19 protein-coding genes are annotated in these 20,357 nt (G+C 65.4%); 8 read left to right on the top strand and 11 right to left on the bottom strand.

What is annotated here, in order from left to right; translation table 11 throughout:
* From ACIQLK_RS00280 to ACIQLK_RS00235, 10 genes are all read right to left on the bottom strand, one after another.
* A complete protein-coding gene (locus ACIQLK_RS00280; RefSeq protein WP_400363828.1) occupies positions 1-1,701 on the bottom strand; it encodes a hypothetical protein in 1,701 nt (566 codons plus the stop codon).
* Positions 1,701-2,573, bottom strand: a complete 873-nt coding sequence (locus tag ACIQLK_RS00275; RefSeq protein ID WP_400361970.1) for a hypothetical protein — start codon at positions 2,571-2,573, stop codon at positions 1,701-1,703. Before ACIQLK_RS00275 ends, ACIQLK_RS00280 begins: the two co-directional genes overlap by 1 nt.
* A 3-nt stretch (positions 2,574-2,576) precedes the next feature.
* Positions 2,577-4,076 (bottom strand): polysaccharide biosynthesis tyrosine autokinase, encoded by a 1,500-nt coding sequence (locus ACIQLK_RS00270; protein WP_400361968.1) that lies wholly within the window; start codon positions 4,074-4,076, stop codon positions 2,577-2,579.
* 115 nt (positions 4,077-4,191) lie between these two features.
* Positions 4,192-5,340: an O-antigen ligase family protein gene (locus tag ACIQLK_RS00265; protein WP_400361966.1), complete on the bottom strand. Its 1,149-nt coding sequence runs from the start codon at positions 5,338-5,340 to the stop codon at positions 4,192-4,194.
* Positions 5,341-5,495: 155 nt separating this feature from the next.
* Complete coding sequence (locus ACIQLK_RS00260; protein ID WP_400361964.1) at positions 5,496-6,779, bottom strand: oligosaccharide flippase family protein; 1,284 nt, start codon at positions 6,777-6,779, stop codon at positions 5,496-5,498.
* A complete protein-coding gene (locus ACIQLK_RS00255; RefSeq protein WP_400361962.1) occupies positions 6,776-7,135 on the bottom strand; it encodes a DapH/DapD/GlmU-related protein in 360 nt (119 codons plus the stop codon). The genes ACIQLK_RS00260 and ACIQLK_RS00255 overlap by 4 nt, the downstream gene beginning before the upstream one ends.
* Before the next feature lie 88 nt (positions 7,136-7,223).
* Entirely contained in the window at positions 7,224-8,312 is a 1,089-nt protein-coding gene (locus tag ACIQLK_RS00250; protein WP_400361960.1) for a glycosyltransferase family 4 protein, read from the bottom strand.
* Positions 8,309-9,247: a hypothetical protein gene (locus ACIQLK_RS00245; RefSeq protein WP_400361958.1), complete on the bottom strand. Its 939-nt coding sequence runs from the start codon at positions 9,245-9,247 to the stop codon at positions 8,309-8,311. Before ACIQLK_RS00245 ends, ACIQLK_RS00250 begins: the two co-directional genes overlap by 4 nt.
* 98 nt (positions 9,248-9,345) lie before the next feature.
* Entirely contained in the window at positions 9,346-10,323 is a 978-nt protein-coding gene (locus ACIQLK_RS00240) for a glycosyltransferase family 4 protein (RefSeq protein ID WP_400361956.1), read from the bottom strand.
* On the bottom strand, positions 10,287-11,408 hold the full coding sequence (locus ACIQLK_RS00235) for a glycosyltransferase (protein WP_400361954.1): 1,122 nt from the start codon (positions 11,406-11,408) through the stop codon (positions 10,287-10,289). Before ACIQLK_RS00235 ends, ACIQLK_RS00240 begins: the two co-directional genes overlap by 37 nt.
* Before the next feature lie 164 nt (positions 11,409-11,572).
* On the opposite strand from ACIQLK_RS00235, the gene ACIQLK_RS00230 reads away from it, so the two are divergent.
* The 8 genes from ACIQLK_RS00230 to ACIQLK_RS00195 all read left to right on the top strand — a co-directional run bounded on the left by ACIQLK_RS00230 (position 11,573) and on the right by ACIQLK_RS00195 (position 18,828).
* On the top strand, positions 11,573-12,643 hold the full coding sequence (locus ACIQLK_RS00230) for an acyltransferase family protein (RefSeq protein ID WP_400361952.1): 1,071 nt from the start codon (positions 11,573-11,575) through the stop codon (positions 12,641-12,643).
* Positions 12,644-12,808: 165 nt separating this feature from the next.
* The gene (rplM, locus tag ACIQLK_RS00225) at positions 12,809-13,255 is read left to right on the top strand and encodes a 50S ribosomal protein L13 (protein ID WP_064003290.1); all 447 of its coding nucleotides are present in this window, start codon (positions 12,809-12,811) and stop codon (positions 13,253-13,255) included.
* Positions 13,256-13,284: 29 nt separating this feature from the next.
* Complete coding sequence (gene rpsI / locus ACIQLK_RS00220) at positions 13,285-13,770, top strand: 30S ribosomal protein S9 (RefSeq protein WP_020098671.1); 486 nt, start codon at positions 13,285-13,287, stop codon at positions 13,768-13,770.
* 7 nt (positions 13,771-13,777) lie between these two features.
* On the top strand, positions 13,778-15,121 hold the full coding sequence (glmM, locus tag ACIQLK_RS00215; protein WP_400361949.1) for a phosphoglucosamine mutase: 1,344 nt from the start codon (positions 13,778-13,780) through the stop codon (positions 15,119-15,121).
* A 143-nt stretch (positions 15,122-15,264) separates the two neighbouring features.
* Positions 15,265-16,134: a glucose-1-phosphate thymidylyltransferase RfbA gene (rfbA, locus tag ACIQLK_RS00210; RefSeq protein WP_400363827.1), complete on the top strand. Its 870-nt coding sequence runs from the start codon at positions 15,265-15,267 to the stop codon at positions 16,132-16,134.
* Positions 16,134-17,132 (top strand): dTDP-glucose 4,6-dehydratase, encoded by a 999-nt coding sequence (gene rfbB, locus ACIQLK_RS00205; RefSeq protein ID WP_400361947.1) that lies wholly within the window; start codon positions 16,134-16,136, stop codon positions 17,130-17,132. Before rfbA ends, rfbB begins: the two co-directional genes overlap by 1 nt.
* A gap of 2 nt (positions 17,133-17,134) precedes the next feature.
* On the top strand, positions 17,135-18,532 hold the full coding sequence (rfbD, locus tag ACIQLK_RS00200; RefSeq protein WP_400363826.1) for a dTDP-4-dehydrorhamnose reductase: 1,398 nt from the start codon (positions 17,135-17,137) through the stop codon (positions 18,530-18,532).
* A 125-nt stretch (positions 18,533-18,657) separates the two neighbouring features.
* Positions 18,658-18,828, top strand: coding sequence for a CsbD family protein (locus ACIQLK_RS00195; protein WP_065570902.1), 171 nt, complete (start codon positions 18,658-18,660; stop codon positions 18,826-18,828).
* Positions 18,829-18,891: 63 nt separating this feature from the next.
* Here the strand turns inward: ACIQLK_RS00195 and ACIQLK_RS00190 are convergent, their stop codons facing one another.
* Positions 18,892-20,355, bottom strand: coding sequence for a glutamate--cysteine ligase (locus ACIQLK_RS00190; protein WP_400361944.1), 1,464 nt, complete (start codon positions 20,353-20,355; stop codon positions 18,892-18,894).
* Positions 20,356-20,357 lie beyond the last annotated feature (2 nt).

Genomic DNA, 20,357 nt, shown 5'->3' with positions numbered 1-20,357 from the left:
TCAGGCCGGGGGCGCCGCAGGCTGCAACGGGAAGAGCCCTTCGAGGACGACGCGGTCGCCCACCTGGTGCAACGTCGTGAAGGCCCCGCGCGTGCCGATGCCGGTGATGCCTTCGCCGGTCGCGGAATCCGCCACGAGCAGCATGCCGGGGCTCGAGATGCGGACGGCGATGGCCGCTCCTTCGAGGTGGACCTCGACGTCGGCCCACCGCGCGCCGGAGTGCTTGACGGCGTTGACGAACCCCTCGTTGACGAGGCCGCGGATGCTCTCGGCGATCGCGGGCGAGTCGAGGCCTTCGCGTGCGTCGTCATGCACGGTGAGGCTCACGCCCATCACGACCGACCAGGCGCGCACGAGGTCGTCGATCTCCTCGACGTCGCCCGCCGGCGGCGCGTCGCCGGAGCGGACCTCGTCGAGGATGGCGTCGGTCTGCTCTCGGAAGACCGCGAGAGTGCGGGCATCGGCGACGTTCTCGTCGACGTGGGCGGCGAGGATCACGCACCGGCCCTGCAGGCGGCCGTGGAGCACCTCGATCGCCCGCTGCAGCGGAGCATCGGTCGTGTCGACCTCGGCGGCGAGGCGGCGGGCCGATTCGAGCAGCACCGTCGTGGCGCGTTTCTCCTCGGCCTGGGCCCGGCGGTAGGCGTCGACCGAGAGGCTGATGACGATCGCGATGAGCGGCACGCCCACGAGCGGGACGAGCCCGAGCGAGCCGACGTCGGGGATGAGGGTGAAGGTGAGCGCCAGGACGCCGACTCCGGCTGCGGTCCAGACGAGCAGGAACAGGATGCCGCGCAGCCGCGGTCGCAGCCGGAGGGTGGCGCGCAGGATGCCGCCGGCGACGAGGTCGATCGCGGCGCATGCCAGGATCGCGACGCCGGCGACGGACGGCCCGCCGTGGGCGAGGCCGAAGGGCAGGGTCGCGGCCACGTACGTGAGCCCGACGGTGAGCGGCGGGGTCCTGCCCAGTCGCCCGAGCACGGGGATGCGTCGGCTCTCGCCGACGGCGACGGACTCGGGGGAGGCGGGTGCGGGCGCGGTGGGGAGGGCGTCGAGGTGGTGGGATGCCGCACGCACGCGGTTCGAGTAGTCGCGCACCCGGTCGTAGGTCACCTCTGCGGCGAGCAGCTCGTCGCGTGAGGCTCGCAGTTCATCGACGAGGCGCAGTCGTGCCGCGGTGGCCTCGTCGCGCAGGCGGCGGGCTTCGGCGATGCCGGAGCGCATCTGCACCCCGGCGAGCTGCAGGCGCTCGGTCGTGGCGCGGAGCCGGCGGTGATAGGTGATCGCGACGGCGCAGACGGTGAACAGCGCGACGCATGTGATGAGATTCGTGGTGATGCGCGTCGCCCAGTTCCCCCCGGTCGACGTCGCGAACACGAGTGTGCTGATCGCGTCGTTGACGAAGGGACGGATGCCCGAGACCGCGACGATCGCGGCGACGACGACGGCCGCGCGCGCAGCGTGGTTCGTGAGGCGTCTCTCGGCCCAGGCCGCGTAGCCACCGATCGCGATCAGGACGGGGGACCCCATCGCGGCGACGGCCACGCCGCGAAGATAACCGTCGAAGGACGGCGAGCCGACACTCGGGACGCTGAGGAGCACCCCCACGGCGAGTGCGAGGAACAGCGACCACCGGGTGAAGTAGGCACCCCCGACGAACGTCGATGCCAGAGTCCGCCAGACGCGGTCGAGCCGGCGCATCACCGGGCCATGCTGACGAGGTCGTCCCCCGCCCACACTCGGATGGAGTCGGCGGTGACAGCGAGCGCGACGGGGCCGTCGGCATCCACGTCGAGGCAGTCGAGCGCAGGGGCGTCGGGGGTGAGCGGTGCGACCTGCAACCCGTCGCAGTCGGGGCGCAGGAGGGCGCCGATGACCTGCCCGTCGCGGACGCCGAGCGCGGCGACACCGGTGCCGATCTCGGTCGCGGTGTCGTCGGCGATCGCATAGGCGGTGCCGTCGCAGATGACCGCGGTGGTGTCGCCCGAGGCGCGGAGCCCCCACGGGCGCTCGCAGGGTGCGTCGACGCGGGTGCCGTCGATGACGACGGTCGCTCCGTCGAGGTAGGTGGACTGCGGCAGGAGGTCTTCGTAGGGAGACCAGAACCGGCCCTTCGTGAAGGTGCGCAGGGCTTGCGTCTCGCAGTCGGCGCCCATGTCGGCGACGAGGTCGGCTTCGGTCTCGGCGAAGGGCGTCAGGTCGCGCACCTGGGCGATGTCGCGATACGTGGGGGTGACGTCGGTCCAGGTGTCGCCGTCGTCATCGGATCGCTCGATCACGGGGGCGTCGCCGTCGCAGGCGCCTGCCGTCGCCCGCCACATCGCGCCGTCGCCCACGGCGAGGAAGCGCTCAGCGGCACCGGGCTCCGCAGGTTTCGTGGCGGTCGCGGTCGGAGAGGGCGTCGGCGTCGATTCCGGCTCGAGCGAGGGCGTCGGCTGTGCCGCGGTGTCGGTGCCGCGACCGCGGTCGAGCGCGAGGACCACGAGACCGCCGACGGCGACGGTGAGGGCGACCACGAGGACTGCGACGACGACCGAGGGCAGGCCGCGGCGGGCCGGCGACCGGCGTGCCATGCGTCAGCGCGCGCCGGCGTCGCCCGCGCTGCGCGCGTCGCGTCGCGAGTCGAAGCCGGTGTCGCCGATCATCGGCGCCGTGTCGGGAACGACGGCGACGGGAGTCTTGCGTTTGCGTCCCCGGGCTGCCTTGGGCTGCTCCTGCATGTAGCCGTAGCCATATCCGTACCCGTAGGCGTTGTAGTAGGAGTCGGGTCCGCGGGTGGGGACCATCGACATGACGAATCCGGCGACCTTGGCACCGACCGTGTGGAGGGCCTCGACTGCGCCCTCGAGCTGGTGGCGGGTGACGCGGCCGGCCGAGGCGACCAGGATCGCCCCGCTCGTGCCGCGCGAGAGGATGGCGGCGTCGGTGACGGGGAGCAGCGGGGGAGCGTCGCAGAGCACGACGTCGAAGTCGCGCTCGAGCACCTCGAGGAGGGTGGCCATCTGCTTGGAGCCGAGCAGCTCGCTCGGGTTGGGCGGGATCTTGCCGGCGGGCAGGACGAACAGGCTGCGACCGCCCCACGGGAGCATGACGTCGCCGACGCGCACCCGCCCGATGAGCACGTCGGTCAGGCCGACGCCGCCTTCGATGCCGAGGTATTCGGCGACCTTGGGCTTGCGCAGATCGGTGTCGAGCAGCGCGACCTTCTTGCCCGCGTCGGCGAGAGCGATCGCGAGGTTGATCGTCGTGGTCGACTTGCCCTCGCTGGGCACCGAGCTCGTGACGACGAAGCTGGACCGACCGCCCATGTCGAGGAACTGCAAGTTGGTGCGCAGGGCTCGGAACGACTCGGCGCGGGGGCTGAGCGGGTCGGCGTGCACGATGAGGGGGCGTTCCTTCGCCTTCGCGTCGTAGGCGATCGCACCCAGCGAGGGGGCGGACGTTATGGCCTCGGCGTCGCGCGGCGTGCGCACCTTGTTGTCGAGGACGGTCCGGAGGACGGCGACGCCGATGCCGAGAGCCAGCCCGACGAGCGCGCCCAGTGCCAGGTTGAGCGGCACATTCGGGCTCGCAGGAGCGAGGGCGGGCTGCGCGTCACTTACGCGAGTGAGGCGCACGGGGCTGCCGCCCTCTGCGATCTCGGGCTCGATCTCGGGGACGACCTTAGACAGGCTTGCCGCGATCTGGTTCGCGAGGTTGGCCGCGACGACCGGATCGGGGTCGGTTGCGGTGATCGTGATGATCGTCGTGTTCAGCGCGGACGATGCTGTGATCTGCTTCCCGAGGGTGTCGGCGGTCACGCCAAGGTCGAGGTCGGCGATGACCGGGTTGAGCACGATCGGCGTCGTCACCAGTCCGACGTATGTGTTGATGCGCGTCTGGGCGAAGTTGGCACCCTGCTGGATGTCGGATGCCGTACCGCCGGTCTGCGTCGAGACGGCGACGCTGCTCGACGACTCGTACACGGGGGTCCGGGTCAGGGAGTATGCCGCTGCCGCGCCGAGGCCGACCAGCGTCAGCACGACGATGATGAGCCAGTTCTTGCGGAGGACGCGGATGTAGTCGCTGAGCTCCATGGTGCCTCTCGTGCTGAAGCCCTGCGGTCGCAGGGGCAATGCGGCTCAGTCTGCCACAGGGGTGTGTCGGGCTTGTGAATGGCTGGCGTTCGGTAGATCGGGTGGACCAGCGCTTCTACGAACGATCGACTGGATCTGCGCGCGAAGCCATGCCCATTACTGCCCAGAAGAGGAAAGCTGAAAGGTGCCACCAGAGTGCGTCATAGCTGAGGAAGAAGACGGCGAAGACCGCGATCGCGGGTCTGAGGTATTGATCCCCACTTAGTAGTCCCCTGGCGAGGACCGCTATTAGCGTCGCCAGTGCCACTACGCCCGACGCGATGAATATCGTCAGATACGCATTATCGATTGCCCATGTCGAGCTCGCGCCGATGTACCCGTCTCGGAATGCTGCCTCATGGGAGTTGAGCCCGGAACCGAATAGGACCTCACTCCACGGCCGCTCGAGCAGAGCTCCAAAGCTTTGCACGACTCCAAAACGGTGTTCGAAGGAGAAATCACCGCTTGAGGACGCGGAGGTCAGGAAGGAGGTCACTGCGACCGCGGCGATAGCGGTTCCGACGAGGGCCCAGACGCGCGCCAGTCCACGCATGTACAACCAGCCGCCCACAACGCAGGCGATCGCAATTGCGATCAGCCCGGACCGGGTGCCCGTCATCAGTACGCCTCCGGCAAACAAGGCCGCACCTACGACCCTAGTTGTTGGTCGAATTCGAGGCACGAACAAAACGAGTGCAAAACAGAGAGCCATGAGGTTCCCGGCGGCGATCGGGTAGCCCAAGGTTCCCTGAGCGCGGTTTGTCCAGTCTCCCAGAATCAAGTTCGAGCGGATGAGATAGCCCTCGCTTGAGGTTGCCGCAATCGCATTCCGGACCCCTGCAATGGGTATGAGCGATTCGAACACCATTATGGGCAGCTGAATAAGTCCAAACCAAATAACCATTTTCAAGAACGTTCGCGAGCTACGCCGGGATAGGTTCGCGCAGACCACGAACGCGAAGATCCAGAGCAAACCGATGCCGATCGACTTGATCCAATCGACCGAATTCCCACGCGCGGCAGTACTGCAAATCAGCAGGAATGAAACAGCAACCACCGGCAAAGCGCTGGCGCCAACCCGAAGACTGCGGGCGGAGGGCATAGCCGTCGCGGCGATGAGCGCTAGGGCAATCAATGGCGTGGCGAATGCGAGCGCTTCGGGAACGAGCGCGGATCTGGCAATTCCCAGGAACGTGAGCGCAAGTCCTAGCCCGGCGAGGGTCAACCTGCCCCATCTGCAGCTCGGGTCACGCACGGAGTCCGACCCCGATGAGAGTCCTGCGGAGCCGCTGGCTGACCAGGGGATCGGACGCGTAGCCATCAGCCTCGCCCTCCAATTGATATCGCGCTTCTGCCCGCTGCAACCCAACTTAGTGCTGGCTAGCGTCTGAAAACCTTGATCATCTCTGTCAGGTCGCCCCTCCGTAGCCCGAAGAAAGGTCCGACCTTCACGTTGTGCCACCGCTTCAGATAGAACAAGTTGAAGAAAGTGTTGGTAGATAGGCCGATCACGGTGGCGACCGCTGCGCCGATGGCTCCGAGGCCCGGTGCCAACAGTAGTAGGGCCGCGACGTTCGCGAGGCATGCAAACGCGATCGCATTGCTCCGCCCGTGCGGGGTGCCACGCGCCGACAAACCCGCACCGGCAACTGAGCCGGGAGCTTGAATCAGAACCGCGAGGAGGAGGATCGCGGCTACGGGCATAGCGCTGATAAATTCATCGCCGAAGAGAGGTGTGAGCCAGAGCGGCATCGAGAGGGTGAGCGCTGAGCCCGCAAGAAATACGAGAAGGCTCGTCGCGCGGCTGGTCAGGGCAAGGCGAGCGTCATTTCGGGACTTAGCGTCCGCCGTCAACATCAGACCAACGAATGTTGCGACGATGATGAGCGGCACATCGCCGATATTGACCGCTACCGCGTAGAGGCCCAATTGCTTGGTGCCTGCCATCGGAGCCAGAAGTATCTGGTCGACTCGGGATAGCAATACTCCCGCAACCGCGCCTAGCCAGACCTTCGATGCATACCCGGTGAGCTCTCGGAAGCTCGTCTGGTCATGACCGCCGTCCTTTTCTTTCGCGAGCAAAAGGAGGTAGGGGACACCCGCCGCCGTGAGGGAGAGCACGAGGACCATTGAGGCGGAGCCCGCCGTCATCGTTCCAGTAGCAAGCAGAAATGCGATCCCGCCCACGCGGACAAGTGCGGTGGTTCCCTTCTCCGCCGCTATCAGCCCCCATTGATTTCGGCCGGCAGCAAATCCGCGAACAACAGACACGATAACGGCCGGGAAGACCAGCCAAGACGTCAGGCGAATCAGGTCCTCGATCACCACCGAGCCGGCAGCGAGCGCAGGCGCGCTGAGGTAAGCAAGGGCGATGGAGATAATGGCGGTTGCTGAGCAGATCAGAAGGGTTGATCGGCCGAGGAATCCAAATGTCGAAAGCCGCCGTGCAACGAAGTATGTGACGGCATCAGCGAGGCCGGCAGAAGTGAGCATGACGAGAAGGGTGTAGGCGGACACGACAGCTGCGACTTCACCCCGTGCCGCTGCCCCTAGGCCTTGGGCAAGCAGCGGGGCGGTGATCAGGGCTGAGAGCGGAAGCGCCACGTTGCCGCCAAAGGCGAGGAGTCCCGCCCGATAGGGGGGCTTCGGGGAGGTGTCGCTCATTGGCTATTGGCCGGCTTTCGTCTGCCGACAAGACGGGCTGGGTTCCCTGCCCAAACCTCGTCTTCACCGGTACCCGACAACAAGACCGAGCCTGCGCCGATGACTGTCCGGTCGCGCAGTTCGATCGTCTGACCGGACCGGAACAGAACGACCGCGTTCGCGCCAATAACTACGTCGTCCCCGATGACCACCCGACCGCCTCCTGCCGAATCGGTGTCGTGTACGTCCGCGCGGCCAATAGTGACCCCCTGGTAGAGCTTGACCCTGTCACCGATCACTGTGTCCTGATGGACAACCAGTCCGACCGCTCCATGCGGGAGTTCCAGTCCGACACCGATCATGACCGTCGAAGGCACATTTACCCCAGCGATCCGCAAGATTGCTGAGCTGGCGACCCGAAGGAGAGGACGCTTCTGGAGACGGATTAGCGTTGTCAGCATCGCATTAGCCCTGCCGATTTCGCTCTGATTCCACGGACAAAAATACGGCTCGGTAGCTCCTGAGCCATGCCTCGTAGGAATGCGCGTCGAGCCAGCGTCGGCGTCGTCGCGCCTCGGAAGAGGACTCGTCCGTAGCGATTCGCTGCGCGATATCGTCGGCGACGGGGTGGGCCAACCTTCCGCCGGATTCGATCACCATCGTCTCGAAGTTGGTCCCGGTGACGCCCACAGTTCGAGTTCCCGCTCTCGCCGCTTCCAAGAGGACGGTGGGGAACCCCTCCCCGTCCCCATCTGAGGTCCACAAGTGCACATCTGCGGCGGCGAATAGATCTCTGGTGGATGGGACCTGGCCGAGAAACACGACCAACGGGTTGGATGAATACGCCCGGGAGAGGTCCGCGAAGAGAGGCCCCTCTCCCGCAACCAAAATCGTGGCCCTGGCAGCAATAGCAGCATCGATAGCAAGTTGCGGTCGTTTTTTGGATGTGAGTCGACCCGCAAAAACACAGACTCTGGAGTCGTGCGAGACGCCAAGCCGGGCGCGGGCCTCACTTCGATCCACCGGAGCTTGATCGTCGACGGCCGATTCGATAACAACCACTTTGCTGGGGTCCGCAACGTGCTGAATGATGCTCTGCCGCACTACGTCGGACACGCAAACTATCTGCGCGGCATGCCTCGACGCGCGTCTATAGAGCGGACCGATCAGCGACCCGAACGGACCGGAGGGAAACGTTCCGTGTTCAGTCCAAACGACGCGAGCGTGCTTAGAAAGCTCCCTCGTGAATGCCACCTGTTCGCGTTTGAAGTGAAGGCTGAAGGCGTTGTGACGTTTGCTGACGCGGCTGCGGAGCGTGGCGAGATCTCGGCCGAAGTGGAGAACACTCAGCGGCAGTGTCCGCAATGACCACTTCGGACCGTGGTCGAGCTCGACGCTGGGCAACGAGTACGGAGGAATCGAGCCATAGAGAACAACTTCGGCGCCACCCCCAACCAGGCCACGAGCGAGTCGATCGATGTAGATCTCTGCCCCGCCAGAGAACGCAGTTGTCGCAACGACTGCTACGGAAAGTTTAGGCTTCGGGCCGGTCATCGGACTCCTAGGTCGCGCACGAAATCAACGAGTCGCGTTGAGCGATCACGCCACGAGTAGTCCTGCGCGATCAAACTGCCGGCGAAGTTTGCGTCCTCTGCGATCGTTGCTCGATCGAATGATTGGACTGCCTCCGTGGCATTGCGATAGGTGAACAGACCGCACTCCTCGTTCGGTTTGATGGCCGGGGTTTGTCTTGAGACGACTCGCAATCCAGACGCAAGGTATTCGTAGAGCTTCATCGGGCTGCGACCCTCGTTGAGCGTGTCCGAGGAGAGCGGTAGCAGCCCGATCCGAGCGCGACCAAGGACCTCGGGCAGTTCCCGGTACGGAATCGACGGGGCATTTTCGATGTTCTGCCTACCCTCGGGGGAGAAGTACCCCCCGGCGACTAAGAACTGCCAATCCGGCTTGGAATCGGCTAACGCATACACCAGACCGTGATCGAACCGTTTGTCTATCGCTCCCACGTATACGGCCTGCTTGGACCGAGTTAAATTTCGATCTCGGAAATGATCGACGTCCACGCCGTTTTCGAGAACCAGGGCGGGAACCCTCACCCTGCCAAGGCTCGAAAGGACGGGCGTGGAAGTCGCGACGACGGCATCGGCCTCACGAAGTATTTGCGCCTGCAGGAGTGCTTTCAATCCGGACGGATATTGATCGGTTGGACGGTAAACGATCACTCGCGCAACGTGTTTGAGGCTGGCGCTCCACAGAAGGGGTTGATCAATGAAGGCGACGTCAAATCGCTGACGCCGTCCCAACCCGAGCAGTCGTGGCGGCAGTCCTGCGGGCAGAACGGTTCGCGGGATGACGTGCCTGACGCCTGCCGAGTCGAGCACTGGGGAGATTTCCGAAGCTGCACTACGCAAAGTGTCCATCCGCCCGGCAATGCGGTGCGCGAGCGATTCTGGGGTAGAGATATGAGTCACATGCCAACCACTCTCGGCGAGCTCCCGAGACAGGTGGTGGCTTCCTACCCTGAAATGACCAAAGGCGTGAGTGTGACTGAGGAAAAGGGCGGACGGCATTACTTCACCAGCTGCTGTCGCACTGCCTGCGCAACCGACTCCCAGGAGTAGCTGTGGGTCGCCTCGATAGGATTAAATTCCATGTTCCGTTCGCGAGCTTCTGACATGGTCCAAGCCCAGGCTTCTGGGGACCTCAGGTCCTGTACTTCCCACCCGTTCCCATCGACGATTTCCGCGATGCTCTCGCACCCCTTCCAGTAGATGACGGGACTGCCCATCCCGATGCTCTCCAAAGCTGGGAGACCGAAACCCTCGATTTCCGAAGGCAAGACGGTCGCGCGCGCTGATCGGTACAGAGCCGCCATCTCCCTGTCATCGAGACCGCTCAGTGCTCGCACCCGTCCCCCTACTTCGGCCGAACGGGCGATTGAGCTAACGAGGCTAGGAGTTGGCGTAACGGCGATCAGTTCGAGGGTCTTATCTATCCTCAGCGCCTCCATGAGCACATGGAAATTCTTATGGGGTTTGAGGTTCCCGACATACAAAAGGTGGTCTCCCCTCTCGGAGGGAGCAGCCTGTGTTGAGGCACGGAAGGTCTCCGACAGGCCGTTTCCGCAGTCGACGACTTCAATCCGGTCGCTGTCGAGCCACTCAACAATTTTTCGCTGCGAAGTCTTGGACACCGTGATGACGCGTCCGGCACGGCGTATCGCACGCTTGAGAACCGTCTCATAGTAGGCGCGGTGCTGTGGACCGGCTGATTGCAGGTGAATCAGGTCGTGCACGGTGACGAGCTGTTGGCAGTTGCTTGGAGAGGCGTTGTAACCGGGTGAATAGATTAGGGAATTCCGCCGCAGGATTCTCGGTCGCAGGAGGTCCAACGGGGACCCGGGCCTTCCCGTGAGTCGTAGCGGTTCCACGATGTCCGACAATCGTCCGAGCACCTCTGTGGCGTACCTGCCTATGCCATGAGTGCCTGCCCATCGTTCATCTCCGAAGATCATTTGCGTTCCGGCGCTGTGTGCAGGTGAACCCATGACGCTATTTCTTGTCTGAATCGGCTGACGGAGAACATTTCGGTGGCGTCGGTGAAGCGATGCCTGTCCAGCAGAGATGACTGTTCGACCGCCTTTTTGAGAGATGAATGGGACTCGTCCTCGAAAGAAACGCCGCCATTCGTTAGACGGGCACCTTCTGCGGCACCACCGACAGCAGGCACAACTACTGGGGCTCCGGCGGCCATCGCTTCGATAGGCATAATCCCGAAGTCCTCGATTGCGGGAAAGATGAAGGCCCTGCACGCTTGATAAAGCGCACGCAGCAACTCGTCAGAAGGTGACACGACTATGTGGACCGGCACGCGAGCGTTCGCGGCAAGCTCGCGAAGTCGGCCCTCCTCTGGGCCTCTGCCGGCGATAACGACCGGAGAGCCCGACGCTTCGCCTGCCTTAATCACCAGGTCCAGACGCTTGTACGGGACGAACCGGGACGCGCCCAGGAGAAACTCTTCCGGTAAAGAATCCACGACCCGGAGATCCTCGCCGTGGAGGACTGATCTCCACGACACCTCCGCGCGAATAGCGGCGACGTCAACCGGCGGGTAAATGACCGTCGCTTCCCGCCTCCAGGCTGCGCGCACGCGATCAGCAGTAAATTGGCTGTTTGCGGCGACCGCAACAGCTTCGTCTGCCCGGCGTCGGTCGAGCTTTCGTAGCGGGATCGAGGCGGCGCGCGCGACTAGGGATGCGCCTCGCCGGTCCAGCTCGGGCGCCCAGATGTATCGGGCTGGGGTATGGGTGTACACAAGCTTCTTGAGGTCGCGCTGAGTCGCCACCTTCGCGTGATGCGCGAATAGATGACTACTCACCAGCATCCAGTCGTAAAGCCCGGAGGATCTCAAGTTTCTCCAGACTGCTGGCATCAAGGGCAGCGCGAGTGCCTTGTGGTTGCGCAACCGCGTTCGCGCTAACCATGTTTCGCGAACGTGCTCACCAAAGCGTCCAGGGGCATCGTCCCACAGCACTTGAACGTGCGCTTCGGGGAAGGTGGCGAGGAATTCTTCGACCACCAGCTCCGACCCTCCCGACTTCTCCACCCACTCGTGCACCAGCAACCCAGTCATGTGCCCCCTTCGCAACGCTGGGGCGCGCCCAGACTCTCTGGCGCAACTTACCAGGGCCATGTGTCCTCATCATTTCAGCCGCGGCAGGCTCCGAGATGCATGTCGGAAACTCGCGTTAACCTCTCCGCCACGGGGCCACCGGCGTTGGAGCATAGGGTGCACACGTGCACATCCGTGGGTTGGACGTTCTTCGTGGGCTAGCTATTGGGCTCGTCATCCTTCGGCATGCGTGGCCCGGACTTTTTGGGAGCGCTGGGATCGTGGGGGTTGTCACGTTCTTCACGCTCAGTGGGTACTTGATCACCGGTCTGTTGATGAGAGATGTCGAGCGTCGCGGCAGGGTTGACTACCGGCGTTTCTATCGGAATCGGCTCCTGCGTTTGGTGCCCGCTCTGATCTTCTTCCTTCTGGGCGTGTTGTTGGTCACCCTATGGTGGGACCCGACTGCGCAAAGAGCGTCCCTGTGGCGATCCATTCTCATCGGTCTCACCTACACGGCGAATCTTCCAATTGACGTAGGGAACGACGCCATCACACACCTCTGGACGCTCGCCACGGAGGAGCAGTTCTATTTGGTTTGGCCTTTTATTTTGACGCTCGGGATCCGTCGACACTCGCTGCGTCGGTGGGTGTTCGCGTCTGCTGGGCTGATCGTCGTCGCGATGATCGTCTGTCTCCTCGTGCTGTCTCCCAACCTGGAGCGGATGTATTCATTGCCAACATCTTGGGCGTTGGCCATGGTCATCGGCGCTGCGGCGCGAATCTGGTCGCAGCGGGTGGAGCGGGTGCTGCCTTCGACGGTGAGGTGGCGTGCCGGGATCGGCTTGGCTTCGCTGGTCGGGTTGATCGCTTTGTCGTTCGTCCCCGATGCGAAGGATTCGCCGTATTCATACCTGCTGCTCGGGCCGTTAGTGGCTCTAATCAGCGTTGCGTTAATAACCATCTGGTCCGATTGGGTGAGTCTTCCGACCCGCGCCTTGTTGCCGCTCGTCTGGCTGGGAAAGATCTCGTATGCGGCGTACCTTTGGAATTACGCCATCGCTGTCTGGCTCCATGCAGCAGTGGACGAGTGGTGGGTCCCGCTAGGGGGCGTGATCAGCACGATTGTTATGGCAACCGTGAGCTGGTGGGCTATCGAGAAGCCGATCTCGCAGTGGCGAAGGCGGCTCGACCGCCGCAACACCATGGCGGTGCCACGCTCCCGAAGCGAAGGGCGTGCTCCACGTGTGTTCTGATTCTGAGCAGCTGGTGTATCGTTGCCTATTGGTGCCTGCGCCCCTGCTGGCCTCGCACCACGAACGTGAGCCCTCCACTGGCGTGTTCGTCCGGCATCCCGAGCGAACCACCCCGGAGTGGGATTCACGAACCTCTCCGTTCGAATCTATGAAAGCAGCACTACTGTGACGCGCACGTACACCCCCAAGGCCGGTGAGATCACCCGTGAGTGGGTGGTCATCGACGCATCCGATGTCGTCCTCGGCCGCCTCGCCTCGCACGCTGCCACGCTCTTGCGCGGCAAGCACAAGCCCACCTTCGCGAACCACGTCGACACCGGCGACTTCGTGATCATCATCAACGCCGACAAGGTGGCCCTCACCGGCCAGAAGCTCGAGCAGAAGAAGGCCTACCGTCACTCGGGTTACCCGGGCGGCCTCAAGTCGGTCACCTACTCCGAGCTCCTTGAGAAGAACCCGGTTCGCGCCGTTGAGAAGGCCGTGCGCGGCATGCTCCCCAAGAACAGCCTGGGTCGCCAGCAGCTGTCCAAGCTGAAGGTCTACGCCGGTGCCGAGCACCCGCACGCGGCCCAGCAGCCCACCACGTACACCTTCGACCAGGTCGCCCAGTAAGCGCCGCAGAGAAGAACAAGGATTATCTGATGGCGAAGATCGCTGACTCCCTCGACCAGACCCCTGAGAACTACTCGACCGAGACCCCGGCTGCCGCTGAGGCTGCTCCGGTTCGTCCCGTGCTCTCCGTCCCCGGTGCCGCTGTCGGCCGCCGCAAGCAGGCCATCGCCCGCGTGCGTCTGGTCCCCGGCTCGGGCACCATCACGGTGAACGGCCGCACGATCGAGGACTACTTCCCCAACAAGCTGCACCAGCAGCTCATCAACGACCCGTTCACGGTCCTCGGCCTCGCCGGTGGCTACGACGTGATCGCCCGCATCTCGGGTGGTGGCCCCTCGGGCCAGGCCGGCGCCCTGCGCCTCGGCATCGCACGGTCGCTGAACCAGATCGACGAAGAGAACAACCGCCCGACCCTCAAGAAGGCCGGCTTCCTCTCCCGCGACGCTCGCGTCAAGGAGCGCAAGAAGGCTGGTCTCAAGAAGGCGCGTAAGGCTCCTCAGTACTCGAAGCGTTAATCCTTCGATGGCACTGTTCGGGACAGACGGTGTGCGCGGCCTGGCAAACGGCCCGCTCACCGCAGATCTCGCGCTGACCCTGGCCCAGGCGACTGCTGTCGTCCTGGGCCAGGGCCGTATCGCCGAGGCGCGAAAGGCGACAGGCAAGCGCCTGACCGCTGTTGTCGCCCGCGATCCGCGCGTATCAGGGCACTTCCTCAGCGCCGCCGTGGCCGCAGGGCTCGCTTCATCCGGCGTCGACGTGCTCGACGCCGGCGTGCTGCCGACACCGGCCGCGGCGTTCCTCGTGGGCGACATCGACGCCGACTTCGGCGTCATGATCTCGGCCTCGCACAACCCGGCGCCCGACAACGGCATCAAGATCTTCGCGCGCGGCGGCGTCAAGTTGCCCGACGAGGTGGAACAGCGCATCGAAGAAGCCATGGCCGGCCCGAAGCTGCTCCCCACCGGGGGAGCCGTCGGCCGCATCAGCCGTTTCGCCGATGCCGAAGACCGTTACGTCGTGCACCTGCTCGCGTCGATGCACACGCCTCTTCGCGGCCTGCACGTCGTTCTCGACTGCGCCCACGGCGCGGCCTCCGGCGTCTCGCCCGAGACGTTCCGAGACGCGGGCGCGAAGGTGACCGTCATCGGTGCTGATCCCGACGGCATCAACATCAACGACGGTGTCGGGTCGACCCACACCGACGTCCTCGTCGCCGAGGTGCTGCGCACCGGCGCCGACCTCGGCATCGCCCACGACGGTGACGCCGACCGCTGCCTTGCCGTCGACGCCGATGGTCGCGTCATCGACGGCGACCAGATCATGGCGATCCTCGCCGTCTCGCTGAGAGAGCGCGGTCTGCTGCACCAGGACACCCTGGTCGCCACCGTGATGAGCAACCTCGGGCTCCACCGCGCGATGGAGGCCAACGGCATCCGCCTCGAAACGACCGGCGTCGGCGACCGCTACGTGCTCGAGCGGATGAATGAGGGCAAGTTCTCGCTCGGAGGCGAGCAGAGCGGCCACGTGATCATGAGCGAATACGCCACCACCGGCGACGGGCTCCTCACCGGCCTGCACCTCGCAGCCGAGGTCGTTCGTCAGCGCAAGCCGCTGTCGGAGCTCGCGAAGGTCATGACGGTGTTCCCGCAGGTGCTCTTGAACGTGAAGGGTGTGGAACGTTCGCGCGCCACTGCCCCGGACGTTCTCGAAGCCGTCGCGGCTGCGGAGGCGGAGCTCGGCGACGCAGGCCGTGTCCTGCTGCGCCCCTCGGGCACGGAGCCGCTCGTCCGCGTCATGGTCGAGGCGGCGTCGGAGAACACCGCCTACAAAGTCGCGGAGCGTCTCGCGGAGGTCGTGAGGCGCTGAGGCGCAACGCAGCGCTACCCCCGACGGCACCGTTGGGGGTAGGCTGTGACCGCCTCAGAAATGGGGCGAGCCCGCATTCTGGCCATTTGGGGTGGTCGAACGGGCTGGATTCCGCTTTGGGGGCGGAAATGGTTGGGGGAACCATGAAGGGGATCATTCTCGCGGGCGGGTCGGGAACTCGGCTGCATCCGTTGACGCTTGGTGTGTCCAAACAACTCATCCCGGTGTACGACAAGCCGATGATCTACTACCCGTTGTCGACGCTGATGCTCGCCGGCATCCGCGACATCCTGATCATCACGACGCCGCATGACGCGCCCTTCTTCGAGCGCCTACTGGGCGACGGCTCGCAGTTCGGCATCAGCCTGAGCTTCGCCGTTCAGCCCTCGCCGGACGGACTCGCGCAGGCCTTCACGATCGGCGCCGAGTTCATCGGCAACGACAAGGTCGCACTCGTGCTCGGCGACAACCTGCTCTACGGGCCCGGTCTCGGGCGGCAGCTCAAGCGGTTCAGCGACGTCGACGGCGGCGCTGTCTTCGCCTACTGGGTGCGCTCGCCGGAGGCATACGGTGTCGTCGAGTTCGACGACACCGGGCGCGCAATCTCCCTCGAGGAGAAGCCGATCGCGCCACGCAGTAACTACGCCGTGCCCGGTCTCTACTTCTACGACAACGACGTGGTTGAGATCGCCAAGAGCCTCTCGCCGTCTCCGCGTGGGGAGTACGAGATCACTGATGTGAACCGCGCTTATCTCGCGGCAGGAAAGCTGCAGGTCGAGGTGCTGCCCCGCGGTACCGCCTGGCTCGACACGGGGACCTTCGACGACATGACTGATGCTGCCGACTACGTCCGCACACTGCAGCGACGGACAGGGATGTCCATCGGCAACCCCGAGGAGATCGCCTGGCGTGAGGGCTTCCTCTCACGCGACGAGCTCTGCGGCCGCGCTGAAAAGCTCACAAAGTCGGGATACGGCACGTACCTGCTCGACATGCTGAGCCGTTCCGCCTGATGGTGCACCTCCTCGTCACCGGCGGCGCCGGCTTCATCGGCTCGAACTTCGTCCACCACGTCGTCGCGCACACCGACCACACCGTTACCGTGCTCGACAAGATGACCTACGCGGGCAACCAGGCATCCCTCGCCGATCTGCCCGAGAACCGCGTCGACCTCGTCGTCGGCGACATCGCCGACGCCGAACTCGTCGACGGCCTGTTCGCGAAGGCGGATGCCGTCGTCCACTACGCGGCGGAGTCGCACAACGACAACTCGCTGCACGACCCGCGGCCGTTCCTCGACACCAACATCATCGGCACCTACACGCTGCTCGAAGCCGCCCGCCGCCACGACACCCGGCTGCACCACATCTCCACCGACGAGGTGTACGGCGACCTCGAGCTCGACGATCCCGCCCGGTTCACCGAGGACACGCCCTACAACCCGTCGTCGCCGTACTCGTCGACGAAGGCCGGCAGCGACCTGCTCGTGCGCGCCTGGGTCCGCTCGTTCGGCGTCCGCGCGACGATCAGCAACTGCTCCAACAACTACGGGCCCTACCAGCACGTCGAGAAGTTCATCCCGCGGCAGATCACGAACGTGATCCGCGGCATCCGTCCCAAGCTCTACGGCAAGGGCGAGAACGTGCGCGACTGGATCCACGCCGACGACCACTCCTCGGCCGTTCTCACGATCCTCGACAAGGGACGGATGGGCGAGACCTACCTCATCGGCGCCGACGGCGAGAAGGACAACAGGACCGTCGTCGAACTCATCCTCGAACTCATGGGCGAGCCTCGTGACGCCTATGATCACGTCACCGACCGCGCCGGCCACGACCTGCGCTATGCCATCGACTCCACCAAGCTCCGTACCGAGCTCGGCTGGACGCCCTCGTACCGCGACTTCGAGGCGGGACTCGCCGCCACCATCGAGTGGTACCGCGAGAACGAGAGCTGGTGGGCACCGGCCAAAGACGGCGTCGAAGCCTTCTACGCCAGCAAGGGCCAGTGATCATGACGGAGTTCGGCAAGGCGCTCACGCCCACCGACACCGGCATCCCGGGACTCGTCGTCTGGGACCTGCCCGTCCACGGTGACAGCCGGGGCTGGTTCAAGGAGAACTGGCAACGCGAGAAGATGACCGCCGCGGGACTCGCCGACTTCGGCCCCGTGCAGAACAACATCTCGTTCAACGACGCCGTCGGGACGACCCGCGGCATCCACGCCGAACCCTGGGACAAGTGGGTCTCCGTCGCCACCGGCCGCATCTTCGGCGCCTGGGTCGACCTGCGCGAAGGCCCCAGCTTCGGCACCGTCTTCACTACCGAGCTCGACCCGTCGCGGGCGATCTTCGTGCCCCGCGGCGTCGGCAACTCGTACCAGACCCTCGAACCCGACACCGCGTACACCTACCTCGTCAACGACCACTGGTCGCCCGACGCGTCGTACTCGTTCCTGAACCTGGCAGACGAGACCGCCGCCATCGCGTGGCCCATCCCGCTCGCCGACGTCGAGATCTCGCCCAAAGACCTCGCCCACCCGCGCCTCGCCGACGTCGTACCGATCCCGCCGAAGAAGACGCTCGTCGTGGGCGCGAACGGACAGCTCGGCCGCGCACTGCGCGAGGCCTACAAGGACTCCGTCGGGGTCGAGTTCGCCGGTCGCGAGGACCTCGACCTCACCGCGGACCTCACCGGAGCACGCCGCTGGCGGGACTACGGAACCATCGTCAACGCGGCCGCCTACACGGCGGTGGACGCCGCCGAGACCGACCGCGCGGGAGCATGGGCCGGCAACGTGACCGCAGTCGCGCAGCTCGCCCGCATCGCGACGGAGCACGGCATCACGCTCGTGCACGTGTCGAGCGACTACGTGTTCGACGGCACCGCCGACGTCCCCTACGGCGAGGACCAGCCGGTGGCGCCGCTCGGCGTCTACGGGCAGACGAAGGCCGCCGCCGACGCGATCGTCGCCACCGTTCCCCGCCATTACATCGTCCGCACCTCATGGGTGATCGGCGAGGGCAGGAACTTCGTCCGCACGATGGCCTCCCTCGCCGACCGCGGAGTCTCGCCGTCGGTCGTCGACGACCAGATCGGACGCCTCACCTTCACCGGCGACCTGGCCCGCGGCATCCGTCATCTGCTCGATGTCGACGCTCCGGCCGGGGTCTACAACCTCACCGGTGGGGGAGACGCGGCTTCGTGGGCGCAGATCGCCGCCGAGGTCTACGCGCAGACCGGCCACGACCGGGCCCAGGTGTCAGGGGTGTCGACCGAGGAGTACTTCGCTTCGGCATCCGGCTCCGTCGCACCGCGACCCCGCTGGTCGGTGCTCGACCTGGCGAAGATCGAGGCGACGGGGTTCTCGCCGCGCGACTGGCGCGACTCTCTCCGCGACTACCTCGGCTGACGCGCCTCGAGGGCACTAACTCATCATCCTGCGGAACGCCAGGGGGTCGCTGGGATCGGCGGTCGTGCCTAGCGTTGGTGGTCCCGGAACGAACTGCTTCGGGTCATCGACGAAAGGACCACACCATGGGACTCGACGACAAGATCAAGAACGCCGCTCAGGACCTCACCGGCAAGGGCAAGGAAGCCGCAGGCAAGGCCTCGGACAATGAGCGCCTCGAAGCCGAAGGTCACAAGGACCAGACCGCGGCCAACGTGAAGCAGGCCGGCGAGAACGTCAAGGACGCCTTCAAGTAAGCCGTCCCCCGAACGCCCCGACCCTCAGTGGGTCGGGGCGTTCTGCGTGTGCCCGTGGCGCGTTCAGGTCCAGGTGTGCACGGGCTCGTTCGTGTGCATCGCCTCGCGGTACTCGAGCAGCGTGGCGCGCAGCGCATCGGCACGCTCCATGCCCGAGCGTGCCTGCATCCGCGTCGCGAACCACTCGGCGCCGTTCGTCTTCGCGACGCAGCGGCCCTCGATGATCCCCAGGTAGCGGTCGCGCTCGGCGGGGGACACGTCCCAGGCGTCGAGACCCTCGGCCGCGAGCGGCAGGAGGGTGTCGAGGATGAGCTCCGTGGCCGGCACCTGGCCGATGCCGGGCCACGACAGCCGAGCGTCGATGCCCACCCGCGCGGCGGACTGGAAGTTCTCGCGCGCCGTTGCGAACGGCATGCGCGACCAGACCGGGCGCTCATCCTCTGCCAGCGATCGCACCAGGCCGAAGTAGAACGCGGCGTTCGCGACCGTGTCCGCCACGGTCGGCCCGGCCGCGAGGATGCGGTTCTCCACGCGCAGATGCGGCATGCCGTCGGCGACGTCGTACACCGGTCGGTTCCATCGGTAGACCGTGCCGTTGTGCAGCTTCAGTTCCGCCAGCGACGGCACGCCGCCCGACTCGAGCACCTCGAGCGGATCCTCGTCGTCGATGATCGGCAGCAGCGCCGGGAAGTACCGGACGTTCTCCTCGAACAGGTCGAACACCGAGGTGATCCAGCGCTCGCCGAACCAGACCCGCGGGCGCACACCCTGGGCCTTCAGCTCTTCGCTGCGCGTGTCGGTCGCCTGCTCGAACAGCGGAATCCGCGACTCGCGCCACAGCTCACGCCCGAGCAGATAGGGCGAGTTCGCCGCGACCGCGAGCTGCGCCCCCGCGATCGCCTGCGACGCGTTCCAGTACGCCGCGAACTGCGCCGGCGAGGTCTGCACGTGGAACTGCGTGCTGGTGCACGCCGCTTCGGGCACGATCGAATCGGCCGTCGTCTCGAGCCGCTCGCGACCGGCGATCGAGATCACGATGTCCTCGCCGCGCGCGTCGAGCACCTGCTCGTTCAGCAGGTCGTACCGCGAGTCGGCGCTCAGCGTGCTGCGGCTCAGGTGCGGCTCCGCAAGCGTGGGCAGGATGCCGATCATCACCAGATGGGCGCCGAGTTCCTCACTCCGCGCCTCGGCCTCGTTGAGCTTCTGCCGCATCCCCTCTTCGAACGCCGTCAGCCCGCCCTCGCGGAGCTTCGCCGGCGGCACGTTGATCTCGACGTTGAAGCGACCGAGCTCCGAGACGAAGGCGGGGTCCGCGATCGCCCGCAGCACCTGCTCGTTCCGCATCGCCGGGTCGCCGACGGCGTCGACGAGGTTGAGTTCGAGTTCGAGCCCCGTCATCGGGTCATCGGTATCGAACCGGGCTTCGCGCAGCATCCGCTCGAAGACGTCGAGGTTCCGACGGATCTTCGCGCGATGAAGGGTGCGGTCGGCGCCCGTGATCTCCTGCTTCTCGACTTCTTCTCCCACCC

The sequence above is a fragment of the Microbacterium sp. NPDC091382 genome (genome assembly GCF_044757025.1).
Lineage (GTDB): Bacteria > Actinomycetota > Actinomycetes > Actinomycetales > Microbacteriaceae > Microbacterium.
The sequence above is the reverse complement of the archived record's forward strand: the minus strand, read 5'-3'. Positions and strand labels throughout refer to the sequence as shown.

Coding starts and splice junctions, on each gene's coding strand:
- ACIQLK_RS00280 (WP_400363828.1), bottom strand. CDS start 1,701: ATGCGCCGGCTCGACCGCGTCTGGCGGACTCTGGCATCGACGTTCGTC.
- ACIQLK_RS00275 (WP_400361970.1), bottom strand. CDS start 2,573: ATGGCACGCCGGTCGCCGGCCCGCCGCGGCCTGCCCTCGGTCGTCGTC.
- ACIQLK_RS00270 (WP_400361968.1), bottom strand. CDS start 4,076: ATGGAGCTCAGCGACTACATCCGCGTCCTCCGCAAGAACTGGCTCATC.
- ACIQLK_RS00260 (WP_400361964.1), bottom strand. CDS start 6,779: ATGAGCGACACCTCCCCGAAGCCCCCCTATCGGGCGGGACTCCTCGCC.
- ACIQLK_RS00250 (WP_400361960.1), bottom strand. CDS start 8,312: ATGACCGGCCCGAAGCCTAAACTTTCCGTAGCAGTCGTTGCGACAACT.
- ACIQLK_RS00240 (WP_400361956.1), bottom strand. CDS start 10,323: ATGGGTTCACCTGCACACAGCGCCGGAACGCAAATGATCTTCGGAGAT.
- ACIQLK_RS00235 (WP_400361954.1), bottom strand. CDS start 11,408: ATGACTGGGTTGCTGGTGCACGAGTGGGTGGAGAAGTCGGGAGGGTCG.
- rpsI (WP_020098671.1), top strand. CDS start 13,285: ATGGCGAAGATCGCTGACTCCCTCGACCAGACCCCTGAGAACTACTCG.
- glmM (WP_400361949.1), top strand. CDS start 13,778: ATGGCACTGTTCGGGACAGACGGTGTGCGCGGCCTGGCAAACGGCCCG.
- rfbA (WP_400363827.1), top strand. CDS start 15,265: ATGAAGGGGATCATTCTCGCGGGCGGGTCGGGAACTCGGCTGCATCCG.
- rfbB (WP_400361947.1), top strand. CDS start 16,134: ATGGTGCACCTCCTCGTCACCGGCGGCGCCGGCTTCATCGGCTCGAAC.
- rfbD (WP_400363826.1), top strand. CDS start 17,135: ATGACGGAGTTCGGCAAGGCGCTCACGCCCACCGACACCGGCATCCCG.
- ACIQLK_RS00195 (WP_065570902.1), top strand. CDS start 18,658: ATGGGACTCGACGACAAGATCAAGAACGCCGCTCAGGACCTCACCGGC.